The organism is Vibrio pomeroyi, from assembly GCF_024347595.1.
GTDB lineage: Bacteria > Pseudomonadota > Gammaproteobacteria > Enterobacterales > Vibrionaceae > Vibrio > Vibrio pomeroyi.
The window spans coordinates 1,083,052-1,102,973 of the sequence record NZ_AP025507.1; the positions used below are offsets into that span (position 1 = coordinate 1,083,052).

At 44.0% G+C, this 19,922-nt stretch carries 19 protein-coding genes; 8 read left to right on the plus strand and 11 right to left on the minus strand.

Features of this window, described 5'->3' with window-relative positions; all coding sequences use genetic code 11:
• Nucleotides 1-26 precede the first annotated feature (26 nt).
• A complete protein-coding gene (locus OCV12_RS20895) occupies nucleotides 27-320 on the plus strand; it encodes a YkgJ family cysteine cluster protein (RefSeq protein WP_019821980.1) in 294 nt (97 codons plus the stop codon).
• A 54-nt stretch (nucleotides 321-374) separates the two neighbouring features.
• Here the strand turns inward: OCV12_RS20895 and OCV12_RS20900 are convergent, their stop codons facing one another.
• A complete protein-coding gene (locus tag OCV12_RS20900; RefSeq protein ID WP_261886014.1) occupies nucleotides 375-1,271 on the minus strand; it encodes a LysR family transcriptional regulator in 897 nt (298 codons plus the stop codon).
• A 129-nt stretch (nucleotides 1,272-1,400) separates the two neighbouring features.
• On the opposite strand from OCV12_RS20900, the gene OCV12_RS20905 reads away from it, so the two are divergent.
• Nucleotides 1,401-1,760: a DoxX family protein gene (locus OCV12_RS20905; protein ID WP_261886015.1), complete on the plus strand. Its 360-nt coding sequence runs from the start codon at nucleotides 1,401-1,403 to the stop codon at nucleotides 1,758-1,760.
• An 81-nt stretch (nucleotides 1,761-1,841) separates the two neighbouring features.
• On the opposite strand, the gene OCV12_RS20910 is transcribed toward OCV12_RS20905, so the two are convergent.
• The 6 genes from OCV12_RS20910 to OCV12_RS20935 all read right to left on the minus strand — a co-directional run bounded on the left by OCV12_RS20910 (nucleotide 1,842) and on the right by OCV12_RS20935 (nucleotide 7,495).
• The gene (locus OCV12_RS20910) at nucleotides 1,842-3,524 is read right to left on the minus strand and encodes an RluA family pseudouridine synthase (RefSeq protein ID WP_261886016.1); all 1,683 of its coding nucleotides are present in this window, start codon (nucleotides 3,522-3,524) and stop codon (nucleotides 1,842-1,844) included.
• Between the two features lie 151 nt (nucleotides 3,525-3,675).
• Nucleotides 3,676-4,296, minus strand: coding sequence for a glutathione S-transferase family protein (locus OCV12_RS20915; RefSeq protein WP_261886017.1), 621 nt, complete (start codon nucleotides 4,294-4,296; stop codon nucleotides 3,676-3,678).
• 24 nt (nucleotides 4,297-4,320) lie between these two features.
• Nucleotides 4,321-5,352 carry an NADP-dependent oxidoreductase gene (locus tag OCV12_RS20920; protein WP_261886018.1) on the minus strand — a complete coding sequence of 344 codons (1,032 nt, stop codon included), beginning with the start codon at nucleotides 5,350-5,352 and terminating at the stop codon, nucleotides 4,321-4,323.
• 171 nt (nucleotides 5,353-5,523) lie between these two features.
• Nucleotides 5,524-6,117 (minus strand): TetR/AcrR family transcriptional regulator, encoded by a 594-nt coding sequence (locus OCV12_RS20925; protein WP_261886019.1) that lies wholly within the window; start codon nucleotides 6,115-6,117, stop codon nucleotides 5,524-5,526.
• A 201-nt stretch (nucleotides 6,118-6,318) separates the two neighbouring features.
• Entirely contained in the window at nucleotides 6,319-6,792 is a 474-nt protein-coding gene (locus OCV12_RS20930) for an FKBP-type peptidyl-prolyl cis-trans isomerase (RefSeq protein WP_176679566.1), read from the minus strand.
• Between the two features lie 76 nt (nucleotides 6,793-6,868).
• A complete protein-coding gene (locus OCV12_RS20935; protein WP_017631826.1) occupies nucleotides 6,869-7,495 on the minus strand; it encodes a thioredoxin domain-containing protein in 627 nt (208 codons plus the stop codon).
• Between the two features lie 269 nt (nucleotides 7,496-7,764).
• Between OCV12_RS20935 and OCV12_RS20940 the strand changes: the two genes are divergently transcribed.
• Entirely contained in the window at nucleotides 7,765-8,400 is a 636-nt protein-coding gene (locus OCV12_RS20940) for an OmpA family protein (protein WP_261887116.1), read from the plus strand.
• Between the two features lie 108 nt (nucleotides 8,401-8,508).
• Here the strand turns inward: OCV12_RS20940 and OCV12_RS20945 are convergent, their stop codons facing one another.
• Nucleotides 8,509-8,868: a glutaredoxin family protein gene (locus tag OCV12_RS20945; RefSeq protein ID WP_239831204.1), complete on the minus strand. Its 360-nt coding sequence runs from the start codon at nucleotides 8,866-8,868 to the stop codon at nucleotides 8,509-8,511.
• An 89-nt stretch (nucleotides 8,869-8,957) separates the two neighbouring features.
• The gene (norR, locus tag OCV12_RS20950) at nucleotides 8,958-10,550 is read right to left on the minus strand and encodes a nitric oxide reductase transcriptional regulator NorR (RefSeq protein ID WP_261886020.1); all 1,593 of its coding nucleotides are present in this window, start codon (nucleotides 10,548-10,550) and stop codon (nucleotides 8,958-8,960) included.
• A gap of 370 nt (nucleotides 10,551-10,920) precedes the next feature.
• Here norR and hmpA point away from each other — a divergent pair, with 370 nt between their 5' ends.
• Entirely contained in the window at nucleotides 10,921-12,117 is a 1,197-nt protein-coding gene (gene hmpA, locus OCV12_RS20955; RefSeq protein WP_176679569.1) for an NO-inducible flavohemoprotein, read from the plus strand.
• 136 nt (nucleotides 12,118-12,253) lie between these two features.
• Here hmpA and OCV12_RS20960 read toward each other — a convergent pair whose 3' ends face one another.
• On the minus strand, nucleotides 12,254-13,234 hold the full coding sequence (locus tag OCV12_RS20960) for a TDT family transporter (protein WP_449361573.1): 981 nt from the start codon (nucleotides 13,232-13,234) through the stop codon (nucleotides 12,254-12,256).
• 230 nt (nucleotides 13,235-13,464) lie between these two features.
• On the minus strand, nucleotides 13,465-14,871 hold the full coding sequence (clcA, locus tag OCV12_RS20965; protein WP_132764817.1) for a H(+)/Cl(-) exchange transporter ClcA: 1,407 nt from the start codon (nucleotides 14,869-14,871) through the stop codon (nucleotides 13,465-13,467).
• Between the two features lie 609 nt (nucleotides 14,872-15,480).
• Between clcA and OCV12_RS20970 the strand changes: the two genes are divergently transcribed.
• The 4 genes from OCV12_RS20970 to OCV12_RS20985 all read left to right on the plus strand — a co-directional run bounded on the left by OCV12_RS20970 (nucleotide 15,481) and on the right by OCV12_RS20985 (nucleotide 19,787).
• Nucleotides 15,481-16,464 (plus strand): CobW family GTP-binding protein, encoded by a 984-nt coding sequence (locus OCV12_RS20970; RefSeq protein WP_261886022.1) that lies wholly within the window; start codon nucleotides 15,481-15,483, stop codon nucleotides 16,462-16,464.
• A 966-nt stretch (nucleotides 16,465-17,430) separates the two neighbouring features.
• Complete coding sequence (locus OCV12_RS20975; RefSeq protein ID WP_390904581.1) at nucleotides 17,431-17,562, plus strand: hypothetical protein; 132 nt, start codon at nucleotides 17,431-17,433, stop codon at nucleotides 17,560-17,562.
• A gap of 181 nt (nucleotides 17,563-17,743) precedes the next feature.
• Nucleotides 17,744-19,030: a DEAD/DEAH box helicase gene (locus OCV12_RS20980; RefSeq protein ID WP_017631840.1), complete on the plus strand. Its 1,287-nt coding sequence runs from the start codon at nucleotides 17,744-17,746 to the stop codon at nucleotides 19,028-19,030.
• A 136-nt stretch (nucleotides 19,031-19,166) separates the two neighbouring features.
• Entirely contained in the window at nucleotides 19,167-19,787 is a 621-nt protein-coding gene (locus OCV12_RS20985; RefSeq protein ID WP_239846419.1) for a LysE family translocator, read from the plus strand.
• Nucleotides 19,788-19,922 lie beyond the last annotated feature (135 nt).

Below are 19,922 nucleotides of genomic sequence, written 5' to 3' on the forward strand. Positions count from 1 at the left end.
CGCAAAATTTAGCAGTGTAGTCACATATGACCATAGAGATAAAGAACATCACCGAACCTGAAGTAACTTGTGCCAATTGTCAGGCGTGCTGTTGTCGTTTAGAGGTTATGATCATCACAGACACTGGCGTTCCAGAAGAGCATATCGCTTATGACGAATGGGGCGGTGAAACCATGAAACGTCTAGATGATGGTTGGTGCTCAGCGGTCGATCGGGAAACACTGATGTGTACCATCTACGAAAACCGACCTTGGATCTGTCGTGAGTTTGAAATGGGCTCTTTTGAATGCGTTGACCAGCGCAAAGATGTGATGGGTTAAGCGTCACCAAAGTAATGTATTAACTATTGCCTGAGCTCTATTGTTCGTAGAGCTCTAATTATCAGTGGAGCTCAAGCACTCTGCGAGAAAATCGATAAACACACGAATTCGCTGAGGCAAATAATCACTTGCATGGTACACCGCGTACATCGGCAAGTATTCGTTATTCCAACCTTCCAATAACCGCGTTAATTCTCCTTTTTCAACAAACTCGTCACTCATCCAATCCGGTAACGCAACCACGCCTAAACCTTGTCGAGCCATAGTCAGCAGCATTTCTGGGCTGTCTGACGTAAAAATCTGGTTTACTTTCACGCTGGTGCATTGGTGCTCTTTATCGGTGAAACGCCATTCGCTTGCCGGATTCATCAAAGAATAGGTTAAGCACTGATGTTGGCTAAGATCTTTGGGGTTTTCAGGTTTCCCGTACTTACTTAGGTAATCGGGTGATGCAACGTATTGGATTTTGTTGTTGAACAGGAAGCGAGCCTTTAACCCTGAGTCTTTGAGTTGTGATGCTCGGATAGCAATATCAATGTTGTGGTCATTCAGGTTTACAATTCGGTCGTCGACACTGAGGTTTACACGGATACCTGGATGCTGCTCAATAAAGGCTTGAAGTGGTTCGCTCAATAACATTGTAGAAAATGCACTTGGTGCTGAGATCTTAAGCTCGCCTTCTACGGATTCAGTCTCACGCTTGAGTTTGCTTTCTATGGTAGACATCTCTTCGAGTAAACGGGAGCAATAGGTGAGGTAGTCTTTTCCTGCATGAGTGAGGGAGATTTTTCGGCTGTTTCGTTGAAACAAAGTGATCCCTAAGTCACTCTCCAACCACGCTATCTTCTTGCTCACTGCACTTTGTGTCATGTCTAACTTGTTGGCCGTTGCAGTGAAGCTATTCAGTTGCGCGGTTTCCACAAAGATGCGAATACATTCGATCTTGTCCATCTTACTCGCCTTTGGTTTATCTATTCCAATTTGGAATCTTAACTATCCTAAAGCTAGCATTTATCACCTCAATTATGAATGCTTAAATAGCATCGTTGAAATTAATGTGATTCTTATAGAGGTAGCGAGATGGGTACAGCAATCAGCATTTTGATGGTGGTGTTCTTTGTGTTGGCGAGTTCGATTAAAACACTTGGTTGGCAAAAGAAGGTATTTGAAATTCAACTTGGTTTCTTTAAAAGCTATGGCTTGAATAGAGTGATTATGTTTCTGGTGGGGTTAGTCGAACTGACAGGAGCAGTACTTTTGATTTTAGCTCTATGTGAAATTTCACCAGAACAGACTCAAGTGATGGGCGGAGCAATACTTGGAGCGACTTCAATAGGAGCACTTTATTTCCATTTAAGATTTGATACTTGGAAAGACGGTATTCCTGCGATAGTCACCTTGTTGTGTTCAAGTTTTTTAGTATTAGCTTTCTGGTACTAGCCTCTATGTAGTGTATTGAAAGCCTATTTGTAGGTTATTTAATAAGAGTAGGGCTCGAAAGCCCTACGCAAGAAAGTCGATTTAGAATTCAGACGGTACTTCAAACTCCATCCATTCCCCGGTTGTTGGGTGAATGAGTTTTAGGTAGCCCGCATGAAGGTGCAGGCGTTCACGTTTGTAGCCATAAAGGTCATCACCGCGGATTGGTACACCGAGGCCTGATGGGTGAGCACAGTGAACACGCAGCTGGTGGGTACGACCTGTTTTAGGGTACAAGTGAACCTTGGTTTTGCCGTTGTTGGTGCTGACGGCTTGCCAATGCGTTTCAGCGTTACGCCCATGTTCATGGCAAACGAGCTGTCTTGGTCTGTCGGTGATGTCGCCGCGTAACGGCAAGCTAATATCGCCAGAATCCCCGTGGATATCACCATCAAGTAAAGCGGTGTAACGTTTCTCGACCGTTCTATCGATGAACTGTTTTTGGATGTGTTTGTTGGACTCGGCAGTCAGCGCCAAGATCAGCAAGCCAGATGTCGACATGTCCAGTCTATGGATAATCAACGGGCCAGTGGCGTCTGGGTAGCGTGCTTTAATGCGAGTATAAACTGAGTCTTCAATGAACTTGCCCGGAACCGACAAGAACTCTTCAGGCTTGTTCACGACTACGATCTCGTCATCTTCGTAAACAATATCAAACGACTTACCCACCGCAGGGTTTACGATAAGCGGATTATCTTCTAACTCAACGCCAGTTAGCTGGTGGTCGAGAATCTCGAAGCTTTTGCTCTGACAAACAGGGTAAAGGTTTCCGTGTTGTCGAATGATATTTGTTGGCGGCAATCCCCACCAAAACTCAGATAAAGCTAATGGTTGAAAGCTGTGCTCAAAGGCAAAATTAAGCAGCTTGGGTAGGCAGCAGTCACCTGAACCTTTAAGCGCGTCTTTACCATCTAATAATTCAAGCAGGCTCTTTGGCTCTGCGGCTTGGTTGATAAAGCGATAATGAGACAAACGCTGAGTCTCTAGTTCTGCGGAAATGGCTTGGTAGTCTTGCTTGCGGCTTTTGAGATCGGTTTCTATGGCATCAACTTGTAACTGACGTTCTGCGATCTTTTGCTTCCACTCAATTCGAAGTGCTTTTAAGTCTCGCTTCTCTTGGCTGCTTTGGTTACCTAATTGTTTGAGTAGGCTGGCTGCAGACTCTAGGTTACCTAGTTCTTTCTCTTGGTTAGCTTGCTCTCTAAGCTCATTACGCTGTGCTTTGTTGGCAGCCATAGTGAGTTGAAAGGTTTCGATTACTTTACTCGCGTCGTTTTTAAGTTCGCTCAGCGTTGCAGTCAATTCATCGAGGTTGTGAGTTTTCTCTAGGTTCGCAATGTCGTTAGCTAATGTTGTTTGCTGAGTTAAGTTTTGCGTGTTTAGGGCTTCAAACTGCTGCTCATCAAAAGCAGAAGGAACGAAGGCGATACTCGATAGCAGAGGTTCCAAAGACGAATCTAGCTGCAAACCTGAAAACGCAGAAAGGTAGCCTAGTTCTTGAGTTTGAGGATGTTGAACCAGAAGAACGGCATAGAGGTTACCTTGCGATGTTTCATTCACACCACAGTCAAGCAGAGACTGTTGAAGCTGCTGCATCGCTAATTCACACAAAGGATGCGGAGTATAGTAATACGGGAATGTAAAACGCTCTGGCAGCGACAACGCTTGATTCGCTGTTTGGTTTAACGTGCGCAGTGGTGTGTATTGAGCAAGGTTTGCTGACATGAAGATCAAACTCTATGGGTATTCGGTTAGAGCTCGATATTGTTGTCGAAATGGAGGCAAATGAGAAGCCAAAGCGGAAGATAAATCGGCTTTGGCTTCATTTAGATTGTCATCTTCATGCTATAGAAGCATTGAATGGAACAAATCTTGATTAGTTAGAGTGTTCTAACTCTGATTGCTCCGCTTTTTGGTAAGCAGGATGGCTTGCTAAAAGATCACCGTATTTAGCAATGTTAGGGTAGAGCGTAGTCGCGCCAAAGTTACCCACAATTTCTACGATGAACGACATCATGAAATCGGCACCAGTGAGTGTTTCGCCTACAAGATAGGTTTTGCCTTCAAGTGCTTCGTTAACGAAGGTTAAGATCTTTTGATTTTCGTCGTCGGCATAACCACCAAGGAAGTTTGTCTCGCAGCCGTCTTTCATCACGAAGATCTTAAGCAGCATTGGCAAAATACCCGAGCTTTCAGCAAAGTGTAGCCATTGTGAATATTCAACATATTCAACTGTGCCACGCACTGGTGCGAATTTACCTTGGCTAAACTTGTCGATAAGGTACTCAGTAATTGCGCCAGATTCACTGATCACAATGCCATCATCTTCAATGACTGGAGATTTACCAAGAGGGTGAACAGACTTCAGTTCTGGTGGTGCTAAAAACGTGACACTGTCTCGTTGGTAAGGTTTAATTTGATAGTCGACACCAAGCTCTTCGAGTAGCCAGATGATACGTTTCGAACGCGATTTATTCAGGTGATGTAAAGTAATCATAATTCTGCCTATTCTATCTTTGAGCTATTTTGCTTCGTTAGTTTTGATAACAAGTTTGCCGAAGTTCTGACCTTCTAATAGACCCATGAAAGCTTGTGGTGCTTCGTCTAGGCCTTCAATTAGGTGCTCACGGTAGTGCATTTTTCCTTGAGACAGCCATTCGGTCATTTGAGTTGCAAACTCGTTGTAACGGTGCGCGTAGTCATCAAAGATGATGAAGCCTTGCATCTTAATGCGCTTAACTAAAAGAGTGCCCATTAGGCTAGAGATGCGATCTGGGCCTTCAGGAAGTGATGTCGCGTTGTATTGAGAGATAAGGCCGCAAACAGGGATACGAGCGCCTGTGTTTAGAAGAGGCATTACAGCATCGAATACTTTGCCGCCAACGTTTTCAAAGTAAACGTCGATGCCGTTGTCACACGCTTTCGCCAGTTGTTCTGCGAAGTCGTCTGCCTTGTGGTCGATACATTCATCAAAGCCAAGAACCTCTTTTGCGTACTGGCATTTCTCTTGACCGCCAGCCACGCCAATGACACGACAACCTTTCAGTTTACCGATTTGTCCAACAGTTGCGCCTACAGGGCCTGTCGCCGCCGCCACAACTAATGTGTCGCCTTCTTTCGGTTGGCCGATATCCAATAAACCCATGTAAGCGGTAAAGCCTGGCATACCCATGATGCCTAGTGCGTAAGAAGGGTGGCTTGGCTCTTTACCTAGCTTGATAAGACCTTCGCCGTTAGAAATACCATAATCTTGCCAACCTGTGTACGCCAATACCCATTCGCCAACTTCAAAATCGCTGTTGTTTGACGCTTCAACCTGACACACGGTTGCACCAACCATCACATCATCAATAGCAACTGGGTCTGCGTAAGATTTCGCATCGCTCATTCGGCCACGCATGTAAGGATCAAGAGATAGGTAAACCGAGCGAAGTAACATCTCGCCGTCGTTAATTGTTGGTGCAGCCACTGTCTCTAAGCGGAAGTTATCTTGAGTCGGTGCGCCAACTGGGCGAGAAGCCAATACGATGCGGCGATTGTCTTGTTGAGTCATTGGATGTCCTTAATTTTATATTGTGTTCATTTAGAATTAGACCAGTCGTCTAGTCTTGTTGTCTAAAAATCCCGCCGTCATCAAATTGATAAGAGGGCGGGTGATTTCTTTTAAGTTAAAGCGGGTTAAAGCAATTCAAAGCAAGCAAAAGCGAATAAGGCGCGGTGCGCGTTATTCGCTTTCACCTTTTAAAATTCGTTCGGTAAGGCTTAATGCCGATTCCAAGCTCTGAGGACTCTGGCTTAACTTACTCAATAAGCTGGCGCCCAACCACATTGAGTATAGGTTCTGAGCAACTTCTTGGCTGTTTCCTACTTTGATAGAGCCATCATCCACACCACCAGCAACGCAGTGCTGTATCGTTTGAGTGACTTTTTCAGCTCCTTTGAGCAGAGCTTGGCGCATAGGATCAGAAAGATCAGAGACTTCAGCGCTGAGCTTAACCACTAAACATTTATGTGCGTTACAGGTGCCATTTTCAGTCTTTGCCCACAGTGAAAAGTAACCCAGAATACGTTGATAATGGTTGCCTTCACCGTGTACCAGAATGGATTCAATCTTAGTGATGTAGTTTTCAAAATAGTGCTGAATTAACGCCTCACCAAATTTCTCTTTCGATTTAAAGTAGTGGTAAAACGAACCCTTCGGCACGTCCGCTTCTTTAAGCAATTGTGATAAGCCAACGCCATTGAAGCCGTTGTTCACTATTAATTGATAGCCAACATTTAAAATGTGCAGGCGTGTGTCATTCGTTTTTTCGTTCATGGTCGGTACTATAGTTTAAATTAGACCAGTCGTCTAGTGGGTCTAATTTCGTTTGATTGGCCTTGGATGTTGACTGTATTTTTCAGCGATAGCTTAGAAAGATCTCAATTAAAACCGCTTTAAAACATATAGCTACATAAAAAAGCCCCAACATGGTGTGCATGTTGGGGCTTAATCAGAAGCTTGTTTATAGCAATTCGATTATTGGATAGAGATTAGCTCAACATCAAAAATCAGTGTTGCTGATGGTGGGATAGGGCCTGAACCGCCTTTACCGTAAGCCAATGGGCTTGGGATAAACAGACGAACTTTTTGGCCTTCAACCATGTAAGTCAAACCTTCTTGCCAGCCTTTGATTACTTGCTTAAGAGCAAATGAGATTGGCTCGCCGCGCTCAACAGAGCTATCGAAAACCGTGCCGTCAATCAAAGTACCGTGGTAGTGAACTGTTACTTTGCTGTTCTTTGTTGGGTGCTCTGTACCTGTGCCTTCTTCAAGTACAAGGTACTGTAGGCCGCTTTCAGTCGTTACAACACCTTCTTTAGCGCCATTCTCGATAAGGAACTGTTGACCTTGTTCGAAGTTTTCTGCACCAGACTTATGATTCGTCCAAGTACGGTAAATCATGAAACCCGCCAAAAGAAAGACAATGACCGGGATGACAAATTTAGACATAGTAAAACCTATTTATATTGAGTGCTGAATTTCGTAGTTAATACAAAATGTGTTAATCAGTTGGCAACAGCCGTGATTATGGTTGAGTCAAAAGGTAGTTGATCGTTTTTGCGATACCAGCAACATCTTGGTGACCGGCTGTCAGCACTTGGTATTTACCGTTGATGATAAATGTTGGTACTGAGTTGATCTGACCTTTTACTGAAACTTCTTCCGCTTTCTTAACGTAGTCAAAAAGCGCAACTTGTTGCTCTTTGTTCAGTTGGTACGGGCTAACCAGACCGCGAGAAGTGAATGCTGTTTCTAGCGCTTGCTGACGTTGCTCTGGAGTCGCGTCTGCACCCATTTGAACCGCACCGAATAGGTCGTCCATGAAGGCATGGTCCGGTGTCGCATCAAGCTGCATCACTGCTGTGTAGTAGATCATTGCGCTAATTTGAGCACTTTCATTGAATGTTACGTGCATCTTGCCAATAGTTTGGTCTGTAAGCGACTCAATCTCTGGAATTGCACTTTCCATTTGACGACAGTGACCACAGTTAAGAGAGAAGATTTCAGTGATCGGAGACAGGTTAAATTCTGTTAGAGCAGTAGGAAGCGCTTCGTATTGAACGCCTTTTTGTGGCTCATCTGTTTCACTACAACCGGCGATAATCAGTACGGCAGCGATTGCTGTGATGAATTTAGTAAATGGTTTAAACATAATGTTTACTCTAGCGTTGAGAAGTCGTGAGATTCTAACTATTTAGTAGGAATTGGAAAACAATTATAAGGTAAATAAATGCAAACAGTTCGAACTAGCGAGCGAAGACAGGCTAGTTGACGGTTAACTGTGATCAAAAGCACTTTTTTTGATGTGTGCTCTTTTGTCTAAAGTTTTTGTCTAAAGTTTTTGTCTCGGTGCCGATATAGACATTAGTGAATGGTTTATCTGCATGAGTGGTTGGTGAAGTAATGAGATATTTAGCAATAATGTTAAGCATAGCTTTGGCTGGGTGTGAAACGACGTCACCAACTGATTTACTTGGTGGTGATATGCTAGAGACTGCGCCACAAACCGATTACGATCTTATGCACCCAGAGTGGGGCGTGGTTCAGGCGACACATGTCGCGAGTAATCGTGGTTATTCAATGCAGAGCAATTCTCGTCAGCAAACAACCATTACTACCAACTATGGTCGTGGCGTATCAACCAATGATCCGCTAGAAGTTTTCCTCAGACAAAACCGTATCGATTTTGAAGTTCTACCGGGCAATCATGTAATGGTAAAGCTTGAGCAACATGTGAACTTTAAAACAGGCTCTGCATTCCCTGAACCTGCTTACAACCAATGGCTAGACACACTAGGCAGCTACCTTTCTCAACGCCAAGATATCGATGTTGTGATTGAAGGGCATACCGATAACACGGGCACAGATCGAATCAATGATCCTCTATCCGAGCAGCGCGCAAAAGAAGTGAAAGCGCGATTAGAGAGCAACTATGTGTCGAGCCGTTCAATCTATACTCGCGGATTTGGCGAGTACGTTCCGGCTTGCACCAACGCTTCAGCGCAAGGTAAGGCGTGTAACCGCCGTGTAGAGCTGATGTTGATTGTTGCTAAATAGCCTTTGGCGTTTTTGCTCACAAGCTAGAAGAATGCACAAATAACAGACATAAAAAATCCCTCACATTCGAGGGATTTTTTGTATCTGGCTTTCGCTTAGCTTGTGAGCTTATGCGAATTGTTTTTCCAAGTAAGCAACGATGTCTGAAGACTCGTACATCCACTCAGTTTTGCCGTCTTTTTCAATACGTAGGCAAGGCACTTTCACACGACCGCCACCAGCTTCTAGCTCTGCACGGTGTTGTTCATTGTTCTTTGCATCACGAAGTTCAAACTGAACCGATTGACGTTTCATCGCGCGGCGCACTTTTACACAAAATGGGCACGCTTCGAATTGGTATAACGTGTGCGTTTTTGCTTGCTCATTCACTTGGCTTTGTTCTTCTTGAGAACGCTTCACACCACGAGGGCTGAAAACAAAATTCAATAGCAAAATGACGCGACCTAAGAACCAACGGATAAACTTCATAACTCTCTCTACATATTTAAAATTAGCGTTACAATTTGCAGCATTATATACACAAGTTTTGTCAGATGCTCGCAACAAACCGCTAATATCTATTTTGTCCGTTCGATCGTGTGAGACTTAGCCACATTTAACCCTAAACGCTTCGAAAGTCTGGTCAGGTTTGCTCGGTCTGTTTTCAGAACTCGACCAGCCTGCGCCCAGTTAAAGTTGGCGTCTTCTAACACCTCAGTAATGATGGTGCGCTGGAAATCGTCTGTTGCGCCACGTAAACCTGCCGTTAGATCGATAGTTGGCGTTGATAACGGAGTCGTCTTCGTTTGAGTGGTTGCGATTGGCTGATCTTGGTCCAGTGGGCCGCAATCTTCTTTGGTAATCGTCACTAGGTTCTTGTTAGTGCTGCGAGCCAGTGCTTTCAAAGCCGAACGGCTGATTACATGCTCAAGTTCACGCACGTTACCTGGCCAGCCATAGCGGTTCAGGAACACAAGCACATCAGAACGGAATTTCACTTGGTTGATTCCAAGCTTACGACGCGCTTGCTCTAGGAAGAAGCCCGCTAATAAGCTGATATCGTCACCACGATCTTTCAGTGCAGGAACCGCGATAGGGTAAACACTCAATCGGTGGTACAAGTCGGCTCTGAATCGGCCATCTTCCACTTCTTTTTTTAAGTCTCGGTTGGTCGCAGCCAATACGCGCACATCAATAGTTTGAATGTTGTCTTGACCAACAGGTTGAATTTCGTTGTTTTGTAGCGCTCGCAATAACTTACTTTGCGCAGCTAACGGCAGCTCACCAATTTCATCAAGGAATAGGGTACCGCTATCGGCCAACGCAAACTTACCTAAACGGTTTTTGTCTGCGCCTGTAAACGCGCCTCGCACGTGACCAAACAGTTCACTTTCTACAAGATTTTCAGGAATCGCAGCACAGTTGACGTAAACCAATGGGTTGCGTTTACGTTGTGATTGATGATGCAGAGTACGAGCCACTAACTCTTTACCTACACCCGTGTCACCGTGGATCAGAATGTTGAATTCAGACGGCGCTACCACTGCTATGTCATTTTTAAGCGCGACCATGGTGTCACTGTTACCAATTAATTCGCCGCCGTCACGCTCCCACGCTTCAACGTTCAACTCTTCTAATAGCTGCTTAGATTGCTTTGCTTGATGCTCAAGCTGAGAGAAGGTCAATGCCATTTGCATGCTTGAAGCCGCAATCGCTGCTAATACTTCAAGGTTACGCGCTGGAATATTAGCGAAGACATCCGGCTTCAGGCTGTCTAGCGTCAGAATGCCTAATAGCTTATCGCCAAATAGTAGAGGCAGGCCCATACAAGCGTGCATTGGCAGATCGCCATCATGATCGATCAGTAGACCATCAAAAGGATCAGGGAGTGAGCTATCAGAATCGAAACGAACAGGAGAGCGAGATGCACATATCTCCGCAAAACGTGGGTGCTCTGAAATGATGAAACGACGACCGAACGTGTCTCGACTGAGCCCTTGCATTGCGATAGGTACTAGTGTGTCACCTTGAAGGCTTAAAAGCGCGACACAATCACACGTGATGGTTTTACGAATAGCATCAATGAGGCGATTAAAACGATCTTGATCGTTCACGCCACTTGCAAGGCCAATGGTCATTTCCATGAGGGTAGATGCGGAGATATCTTGCATAAAAAACTCTAACTCTGTGTGTTTATATACATAGTAGAGTCTTATTGACTTAAAAAAAAGGTCTTTTTGACATTTTTATAAGATGGGTTTTGAGAATAAAACCAGTAATGACGGGGATTGATAAACTTGGCATCGATTGTGCAAAAGAATCATCGAAGCCCGATTATAACTCTGATTAAAAAGAGTATTCTTGATCTTAATCAATCAGGTGGCATTAATCAGGTTTTACGATTTTTTGAAGCGAAAACGAGTCAAAATCACTCAGTTTCTAAAAATAACTAAGGTTTCAGAAAATCGAAAAGTCATTCATAATTTTTCAAGTAGTCAAAATGACATATAGGTCATAAGACTCAGTGTTCGGAGTAAATTCATGCTTAACAACGCACATATCGAAATCATCAAATCTACTATCCCGCTACTTGAGAGCGCAGGCCCGGCTTTAACTCAGCATTTTTATCAACGTATGTTCACGCATAACCCTGAGTTGAAAGATATCTTCAATATGACTCACCAAAGAACAGGTCGCCAAGGCGTAGCACTGTTTGAAGCTATCGCGGCTTATGCAAAGAACATTGAAAACCTAGCAGCGTTAACAACAGCCGTTGAACGTATTGCTCAGAAACACACAAGCTTTAACATTCAACCAGAGCACTACCAAATTGTTGGTTTACACCTGATTGAAACACTGCGCGAATTGGCAACAGAAGCATTCACTCCAGAAGTGGAAGAGGCGTGGACAGCGGCTTACCTTTTCTTAGCACAAGTATTCATCGACCGTGAAGCAGAGCTTTACCTGCAGCGTAAGCAAGCGGTAGGCGGCTGGGAAGCAGCACGTACGTTCGTTATTGCAGACAAGATTGAAGAATCAGCTCTAGTAACTAGCTTCATCCTTCAGCCAAAAGATGGCGGTGACGTTCTGGATTACACTCCAGGTCAATACATCGGTATCGAAGTGAAGCCTGAAGGTGCGCAATACAGCGAAATTCGCCAATACTCGTTATCTGACAAGCCGAACGGTAAGCAATACCGCATCTCTGTGAAGCGTGAAGGCCATGGCCAAGAAACACAAGGTGTGGTTTCTAACCACCTTCATGACACCGTTGCTATCGGCGATGAAGTTAATCTTTATGCGCCTGCGGGTGACTTCATGTACCAAGAGCGCAGCAAGCCAGTAACACTGATCTCTGCAGGTGTTGGTGTAACGCCAATGCAGTCTATGCTTGAATTCCTAAACACTGAAGAGAAAAGCGAGCCAGTACTTTACCTTCACGCTTGTGAAAACGTAGGCCAACACTCTTTCACAACTCGTGTGAAAGACATTGTTGCTGATAAAGGTTGGGAAGCAAAAACGTGGTATATGGATAAAGGCGAATCGGCATGTGAAAACACGCACCAAGGTCAAATGAACCTAGCATCTATCTCGGATACGAAAGGCTTTGAAGAGAGCGACTTCTACATTTGTGGCCCTGTTGGCTTCATGAAGAATATCGTAGAGCAGCTTGATGCATTGAAAGTTGACCGTTCACGCGTTCACTACGAAGTATTCGGCCCTCACGCTAACTTCTAAGATCTCTCGGCAGTTTTATTAACACTCGCCTGATCTACTAAAACCTTGCCCATTCAGAAGGTCTCACACTGTGAGGCCTTTTTTATTTAGTGTAGCGCTGAATAGATAGGTCTCTAGCAAAGAGGGCTTGAGTTAATTAAGAGCGCTTCGCCTTTTTCGACATATAGTTAGTATCAAAAAATTCAGGCCAGTACATTTTCACGTAACCGCCTGCGACCCAAATGACCAATATCGTAGCGATGGTCAGCTCAAAGAAACCAAACTTGTGTAGCCAATACCATTGCGGAAATTCAGCCCCGAAAAAGGTAGTTAAGCGATGCATCGCAATGGCGCTGATCACCGATGGAAAGGTAACTGCAGCAATCGAAGGTTGGAACTTCAAACGCATCAATCGGATATAACACAAGTAAATCAGTAGCGTCATGGTGATGGCGATGCCCGCTAATGCGCCCGTAAGAATAGGGTCTGGATTATCAAAGTTGACCAAGTAAGCTGCTAAAGACAAGTTTACTGGTGCGGCCATGATTGCCAGTGTTGGTCTTGCTCTGCGTGGTAGGTTGCCTTCAAATACTAAGCGATATAACACCACAGGCAGCATGAAGAAGTAGATACCGATACATGTCGCGGCAAGTGTTTCTGAGAATACGGTATGTCCAAATTGCGTACCCGCTAACGAACTACTGATTAAGCCTACTGGGTACAGAAACCAACTCGGAACGATGTTCGACATTTTGAAATTGATGATCTGGAAACCGAAGAACAACACCATCATCGTAAAGTGCAGCAATAACGCGCAGAACCAAATTGGGTAGGCGATTATTGGCGATATCTCGGCTAAGTAGTCACACAGAATCAACAGTGCCATGCTCATTGGTGCCATTAAGCTTCCGCTAAGAGGATGGCGGATATCACTGATGAAGGTATTAAAGCTGGTGAGGTAACGAAGTAAAACGGGCAGTAATAACAGCGCGCCGAATGCAGCAAGGTAAGGGCGAATAATCTCTCCAATCCCTGGGAGATACAGTGCCCAAGCTTGTCCAAGTCCAATTACACCAAGTGCTAAAGACGCCTGAGATGGCGGCACATTTTTTACTTGGGTTAATCTTCTCCAGTTCAACAGCTTGCTCCAACTTATTTATAGAATGTGGTTTATTTTCAGAATATTAGTGAGTAATAGATTCTTTGCTCTAGTTAGAGCGTGCAGTTGTGCCATCAATAGATGTTGAGGGCATTCAACTAATTTTGAGTGGATGATACCAAGTTTAACGTTTGCTTTTTTGATTTTGATGCGGAATCGGGACATTAAGCACGTTGAATGTGTGCTTTTGTTTCATGAGTCATTTGTAATTAACGCACTTCTTCTTGCTGAGGCAGGTCTTGTTGTCTTAACTTCTCATTTTTCAGCGTACGGTTCAGTAGTTGGCTATAAATCGGCTGACCGCCTAACATCTGAGCAATGATTACGGCACCTAGACAGGTGATGATCAACGGTAGGATAAGGTAATAGTTGTTGGTCATTTCGATAACCAACAATATACCTGTAATTGGTGCACGCACGGTTGCAGCGAATAATGCGCCCATACCTGCAATCGCAAACATGCCCGGTTCGATATTCAATTCAGGAAAGAATGCCGCAGCGATAAGCCCAAATGCGTAACCAAAGAGTGTGCCGAGTGCGAGCATCGGCGCAAAGATACCGCCCGGAGCACCAGAGCCAAAACAAAGTAGGGTGGTGATAACACGGCCTAGGAAGATCAGTAGCAATATGTTGGTGCTGTAACTGCCGTTAGTGATGTTTGGGATGATACCAATACCACCGCCAGTCAATTCAGGAATATAAAGCAGTAACAAGCCAAAGCAGCCACCAAGCAGGGTTCCAGTTATCAAGTAGCGTTTGCGGTCGTTCTTGTGTATGGCAACAAACATATCTTGCGAAAGTGTTATTAGCTTATTGAAGATCACGCCAAACAAGCCGAACAACACGCCGAGTAATAGGAATAACCAAAGTGCACTTAGTTCAGGCTGTTGGTACTGAGGCATGGTAATAACAGCAGATTGACCATTGATCGAACGAAATACAATGTTGGCTGAGATCGCAGAGATGATAACGGCTTTGATTGAAATGAGTGAGTAACGAAATTGTGGTCGCATTTCTTCAACAACGAACATAATTCCTGCTAATGGTGCATTGAACGCAGCAGCCAAGCCACCAGCCGCACCTGAAGCAAGTAATGAATGTCGAGTATCGTCATCTTTCACTCGGAATATGTCAGTCACCATACGTCCGATGCTTCCGCCCATTTGCACGGTTGGCCCTTCACGACCTAACACCATGCCTGAACCTAACGCGCCCATACCACCAAAGAATTTTACTGGTAATACTCGCCACCAACGAACAGGTCGCATACCGTCCATCGCACCTTCTATTTCAGGGATGCCAGAACCAGCGGCTTCTGGAGCGAAACGGTGAACGAGGAAATAGCCAATAAAGGCGAATGCAGCACTGATAAGGAAAGCCGCGAGCCAAAGTGGTAAATAGCTACCGATTTCATCTTTCAGCCAATCGGTACGAGTTTCTGTGATGAAATGAACAGCAACTTCGAAATAGGTGCCCACCACGCCAGCAAGGATACCGACAATGCAAGAAAGGAAAAGAACGGAAGCGGGTGTTTTGTCTCTAGAGAGAAATTGGTTGATAGCATCCCTTGGCATTTTTGCTAAAAGGGATTGCTTAATTCTCTCTCTATTGGTCATTTAAGTTTGGTTCCTGAGTTGATGCGGGGAGGGTCTTAGTAAATTATACGCCTCCTCTGCATATCCTATAGCAGCAAAGATGCAAAGTTGAATTTCATTTATGAAAGAAGTGTATTACATAAATGGAATGTATGGACAATATAGTGGAATCGCCGTCACAGTTTTGAGCGATTCTCAGGTGGCAACTTGTATTACGCCAAAAATGAACCATAGTTAAATCGTAAAGCAACATAACGAACCGCAAGGAGAAGTGAGGTTTTACACACAATTTGGATGGATTCAGAAACAAAGTTTTTAGTTCCTCGTTAAATGTTCAGGTCGATATTTAAGGCTTCCTGATTCGCGAACTCACGATTGAGTAACGAGGGTGAGGCGTACTGACAAGTACGCCTTTAGTCCGTCTGGAGCATCCAAAATTCTGCTTTTCACTTCTATTATCTATCTACCTGCTCAACTCTTCACACTGCGCAAAGCGCTAAATTTCTTTAAATCAGCCTAACCCTCGATTTAGTTAACCCATTCTCCTGCTCGTCAATCTGAGTATAAACAAGCGATTGGGGTCAACTTTTTGGTAATTGAGTATATACTCCCTAAAAAAGGAGAACTGATATGACCAAAAAAGTTCCTACAAACATAATTACGGGTTTCTTAGGTGTTGGTAAGACGACAGCTATTTTGAACCTGCTTAAAAACAAACCTGAGAATGAAAACTGGGCTGTTCTGGTTAATGAGTTTGGGGAGATCGGCATCGATGGCGCGTTAATGACGGACCAAGGTGCTTTGATTAAAGAAGTGCCGGGCGGTTGCATGTGCTGTACAGCGGGAGTACCTATGTCTGTAGGTATTAATGCTTTACTTCGCCAAAAGCCAGATCGCTTGCTGATTGAGCCAACAGGCCTTGGTCACCCTAAACAAGTGATTGCGACGCTGACTTCTGAGCAGTACACGCCGTATGTTGACCTAAAAGCGACACTAGGTTTGGTTGACCCACGCAATCTATCCAATGATAAATACACGTCTAATCAGAACTTTAATGATCAATTAGACAGTGCAGATGTGATTCTCGGCACCAAGGTCGATCTTGTGCATTCTGAAGACATTGACGTGTTTAACGATTGGGTAACGGATCAAACGCCAGCAAAAGTTTTCCATAAACTGATTCACGATGGTGAAGTGCCATTGGAAGTGCTGGACATTGAAAGAGTACATGGCAGTGCTTCAACTCATATTGAATCGCACCATCATGATCACGCTGAACAAGAACCTCAATTCGAACTTCCTCCAGGTGAAGCGTTCATCCGAAAAGAGAACAAAGGGCAGGGTTACTACAGTTGTGGTTGGCTATTTGGCGCAGAGCATAAGTTTGATTTCGATGCGCTATTCTCAATGTTGTCTGATCTGACGGCTGAGCGTGTAAAAGCTGTGGTGAATACAGACCAAGGTTGCTACGCATTCAATGTGGCGAATCAAGTCGTGTCAGTGAATGAAATTTCCCTCGATGGCTTTGAGTCTCGATTGGAAGTGATCGACTCACAGCTAATGCCTTGGGGCGATCTTGAACAGATTTTACTCAAGCTGTGTGGCATCAAATAACATCATAAATTAGTGCTCACATAACCTGTTAGTCTAGAGTTATATATGTCGGTTTAATGGTTGGCATATATAACTTTATGTTCATATCTTACTATTACTTACTTCTATGGCATTTAGTCTGAACTCATCACGCCGTTTCCCTCTCTAAATACTTATCGATATTTCCTTTACCCAGAACAGTCCTAATGAAGGATGTTTCCGGCCTCATTGATATTAAAAGAACCTCATTGATAGCTTTGGCATATTTTCATTCATATTTTGGCTGGTGATACTGTAGCTCAGGTAAATCATGTGCTTACGTCACCTCTTTTGGTTACGTACATTCGCATTAGATTATGAAACCTAAAACCAGGCTAAGCACCTAATTGCTCGGTGATCTAAGCCTGATTAATACGATGAAGATAAGATGATTTTTTAAAATAGTATGAACGGCCTTGAGGTTAAACTGTGTCTTTTATTGTTTATAGGCCTAGTACTAATAATCTACTAAATAGATTCAAATATTCGATAACGGGGACATTGTGAGCGTAATTTCATTGACGGTACTTTTTTTACTGACTGGGTTGATACTCATGAGGTGTTATGGACGAAGTACTAAGAAGAAAGCTAAGCATTTTGTTTACTTTGGAGACGGATCTTATTCTGAATACCAAACTAAAAAGTTAGCGATGGCTAAGGTGAAGGAAGTGAGAGTGGAGGCAAAGAAAACCAAAGCGTCTCTACGAGCTAAAAATATGCGTAAATCTGAGGTGAGATTTGCTTATCACAAAGCTGATTTGATGGAACACACTCATTATTCAAATGAGACGCCAGTGAAGAATGACCCTGACAACGCGACAAATCTTGATATTAGGTATAGGTAGATGATTTTAGGGTGTACTAAGCTTCTAGACTGTTCGAACTAAGTTTTAACTCTAGAAGTTCATGCCTTGCAAAACGTAGTAAGTTATATCGGTATTCATTAAAATGCTCATTCTGTCAGTATTGAGCAAAGTTCTCTTTGAGGGCTTCGACTCTCGATTGGAAGTGATCGACTCACAGCTAATGCCATGGGGCGATCTCGAACAGATTCTGCTCAAGCTATGTGGCATCAAATAGGATTTAATCTCTGTTTGAACTGAATAATTGGGTGTTTGCTTCGTCGATGGCGTGGTAAACACCGGATTAAATGAGAAAGTTTGCGTTATATCACGATAAATGTGAGATAAATCACTCTAATTACTTTATAGTGCTCGGCTGAAATAAGAATGTAGGCTGTCTGCTTAAGGAACCCGTAACAATGTCATTTTCCTCTCAAGGTTTTGCTCCTGAATTAGTCAAAGCGTTGACTGAGTGTGGTTATGAAAAACTCACTCCAATTCAACAAAAAGCGATTCCAATGGCTCGTAAAGGCCATGATATTTTTGCTACTGCTCAAACCGGTACGGGTAAAACAGCGGCATTCTCGTTGCCTGTTATTCAGCACCTACTGAACAGCGGTAAAAAAGCATCTCGAGGAACGGCTCGCGGCCTTATTCTTGCTCCAACTCGTGAGCTTGCTGCGCAGATCGCTCAAAACATCAAAGACTACGTTAAATACACTGAACTAAGCGTTTCTGCGGTTTACGGTGGTAACAAGATGTCTTCACAGGTTCGTCAATTAGAGCTAGGTGTGGATATTCTGGTTGCGACTCCAGGCCGTTTAGAAGAGCACTTAGAAGCGGGTAACGTGTCTATTGCTAACCTAGAATTCCTAGTATTTGATGAAGCTGACCGTATCCTAGATATGGGGTTCATCAATGCTGTTCGTAAGATCATGTTGGATGTAGAAACCTCTCCACAAATCATGATGTTCTCGGCGACAACATCGACTCAGTTGAACCAACTGTCAGTAGATATTTTACGTAAACCAAAACGTATCAGTGTTGAACGTGAAAACTCAACGGCTGCTACTGTCGGCCACGTGGTTTACCCAGTGGATCAAGAACGTAAAACAGAACTGCTTTCTGAACTGATTGGTCGTAAAAACTGGCGCCAAGTGCTTGTGTTCGTGAACTATAAAGAAACAGCGAACGATGTGGTTAAAGAGCTTAAGCTAGATGGCATCAAAGCAGTACTGTGTCACGGTGATAAAGCACAAAGTGCTCGTCGTCGTGCTCTAGACGATTTTAAAGAAGGTAAAGCGCGTGTAATGGTAGCAACAGACGTTGCGGCTCGTGGTCTTGATATCGAAGACTTACCACACGTAATCAACTACGACATGCCTTTCCTGGCAGAAGACTATGTTCACCGTATTGGCCGTACAGGTCGTGCTGGTAAGCAAGGTCACGCTGTGTCTTTCGTTAACCGCGAAGAAGAGCTGACTGTGGTTCAAGTTGAAAAACTGATTCAACAGCGCATTCGCCGTGTTGAGCAACCGGGTTACGAACCGAAGAAACGTGATGCTTACATTGAAAAGCTGAACACTAAGTCGGCTTACAAAAACCGCCAAGGTCGTAAAAACAACGCGAACGAAGAGCCTCAAGATCAAGCAAGCGCAGAACGTCGTTTGACTATGATGAAGCGAATTAAAAACCGTCGTAAGTAAATTTACGGTTGGTAATGAAAAAGAGCCACTGTATTGTGGCTCTTTTTCGTTGTGTAGCTAAATACAAGGTCGCTCCTTACAAAGACAACTCAACAAGCTGAACACTCAAACAAAAATAAGTCGATAAGGTAATAATATGGATAGCGCGCTACTTTGGGCTTTTATTCCCACGTTTTTCTTTGTATCAATTACGCCTGGTATGTGTATGACCTTGGCGTTAACGCTAGGCATGAGCATCGGCTACAAGCGCACATTATGGATGATGGTCGGTGAACTGGCCGGTGTAGCGGTGGTTTCAGTGGCCGCAGTATTAGGTATCGCTTCAATCATGCTGAATTACCCATGGCTATTTACAGGCTTCAAGTTTGTGGGCGCAGGGTACTTGTTCTATTTAGGCGTTCAGATGTGGCGTTCAAGAGGGAAACTGGCGATCAGTACTGATAATCAAGAAGCTCAAGTGAATAATGATTGGGACTTGGTGGTTCAAGGTTTTGTTACTGCGATTGCTAACCCGAAAGGCTGGGCGTTTATGATTTCTCTACTTCCTCCTTTTATTAACAGCAGTAAAGATTTAGCACCACAGTTGTTGATTCTCGTGTCGATTATTCTTGTCTCTGAGTTTGTTTGTATGACTCTGTACGCGACAGGCGGTAAGAGCCTTAAACACATGCTCGGCAAGGCAGACAATGTGAAGTTGATGAACCGTATTGCAGGTACGCTGATGATGGGTGTTGGTGTTTGGTTGTTCGTGAGTTAACTGTGATTAACGGTATTGCGATTAACGAGAACGGGTAGAAAGATCCCCGACTCAGTCGTTCCTCCTTCTCGAGGATGACGATGAGCTCGAGGGCTAGGACTCTTGTTTTAACCGAAGATTGATAGAATAGAAAAA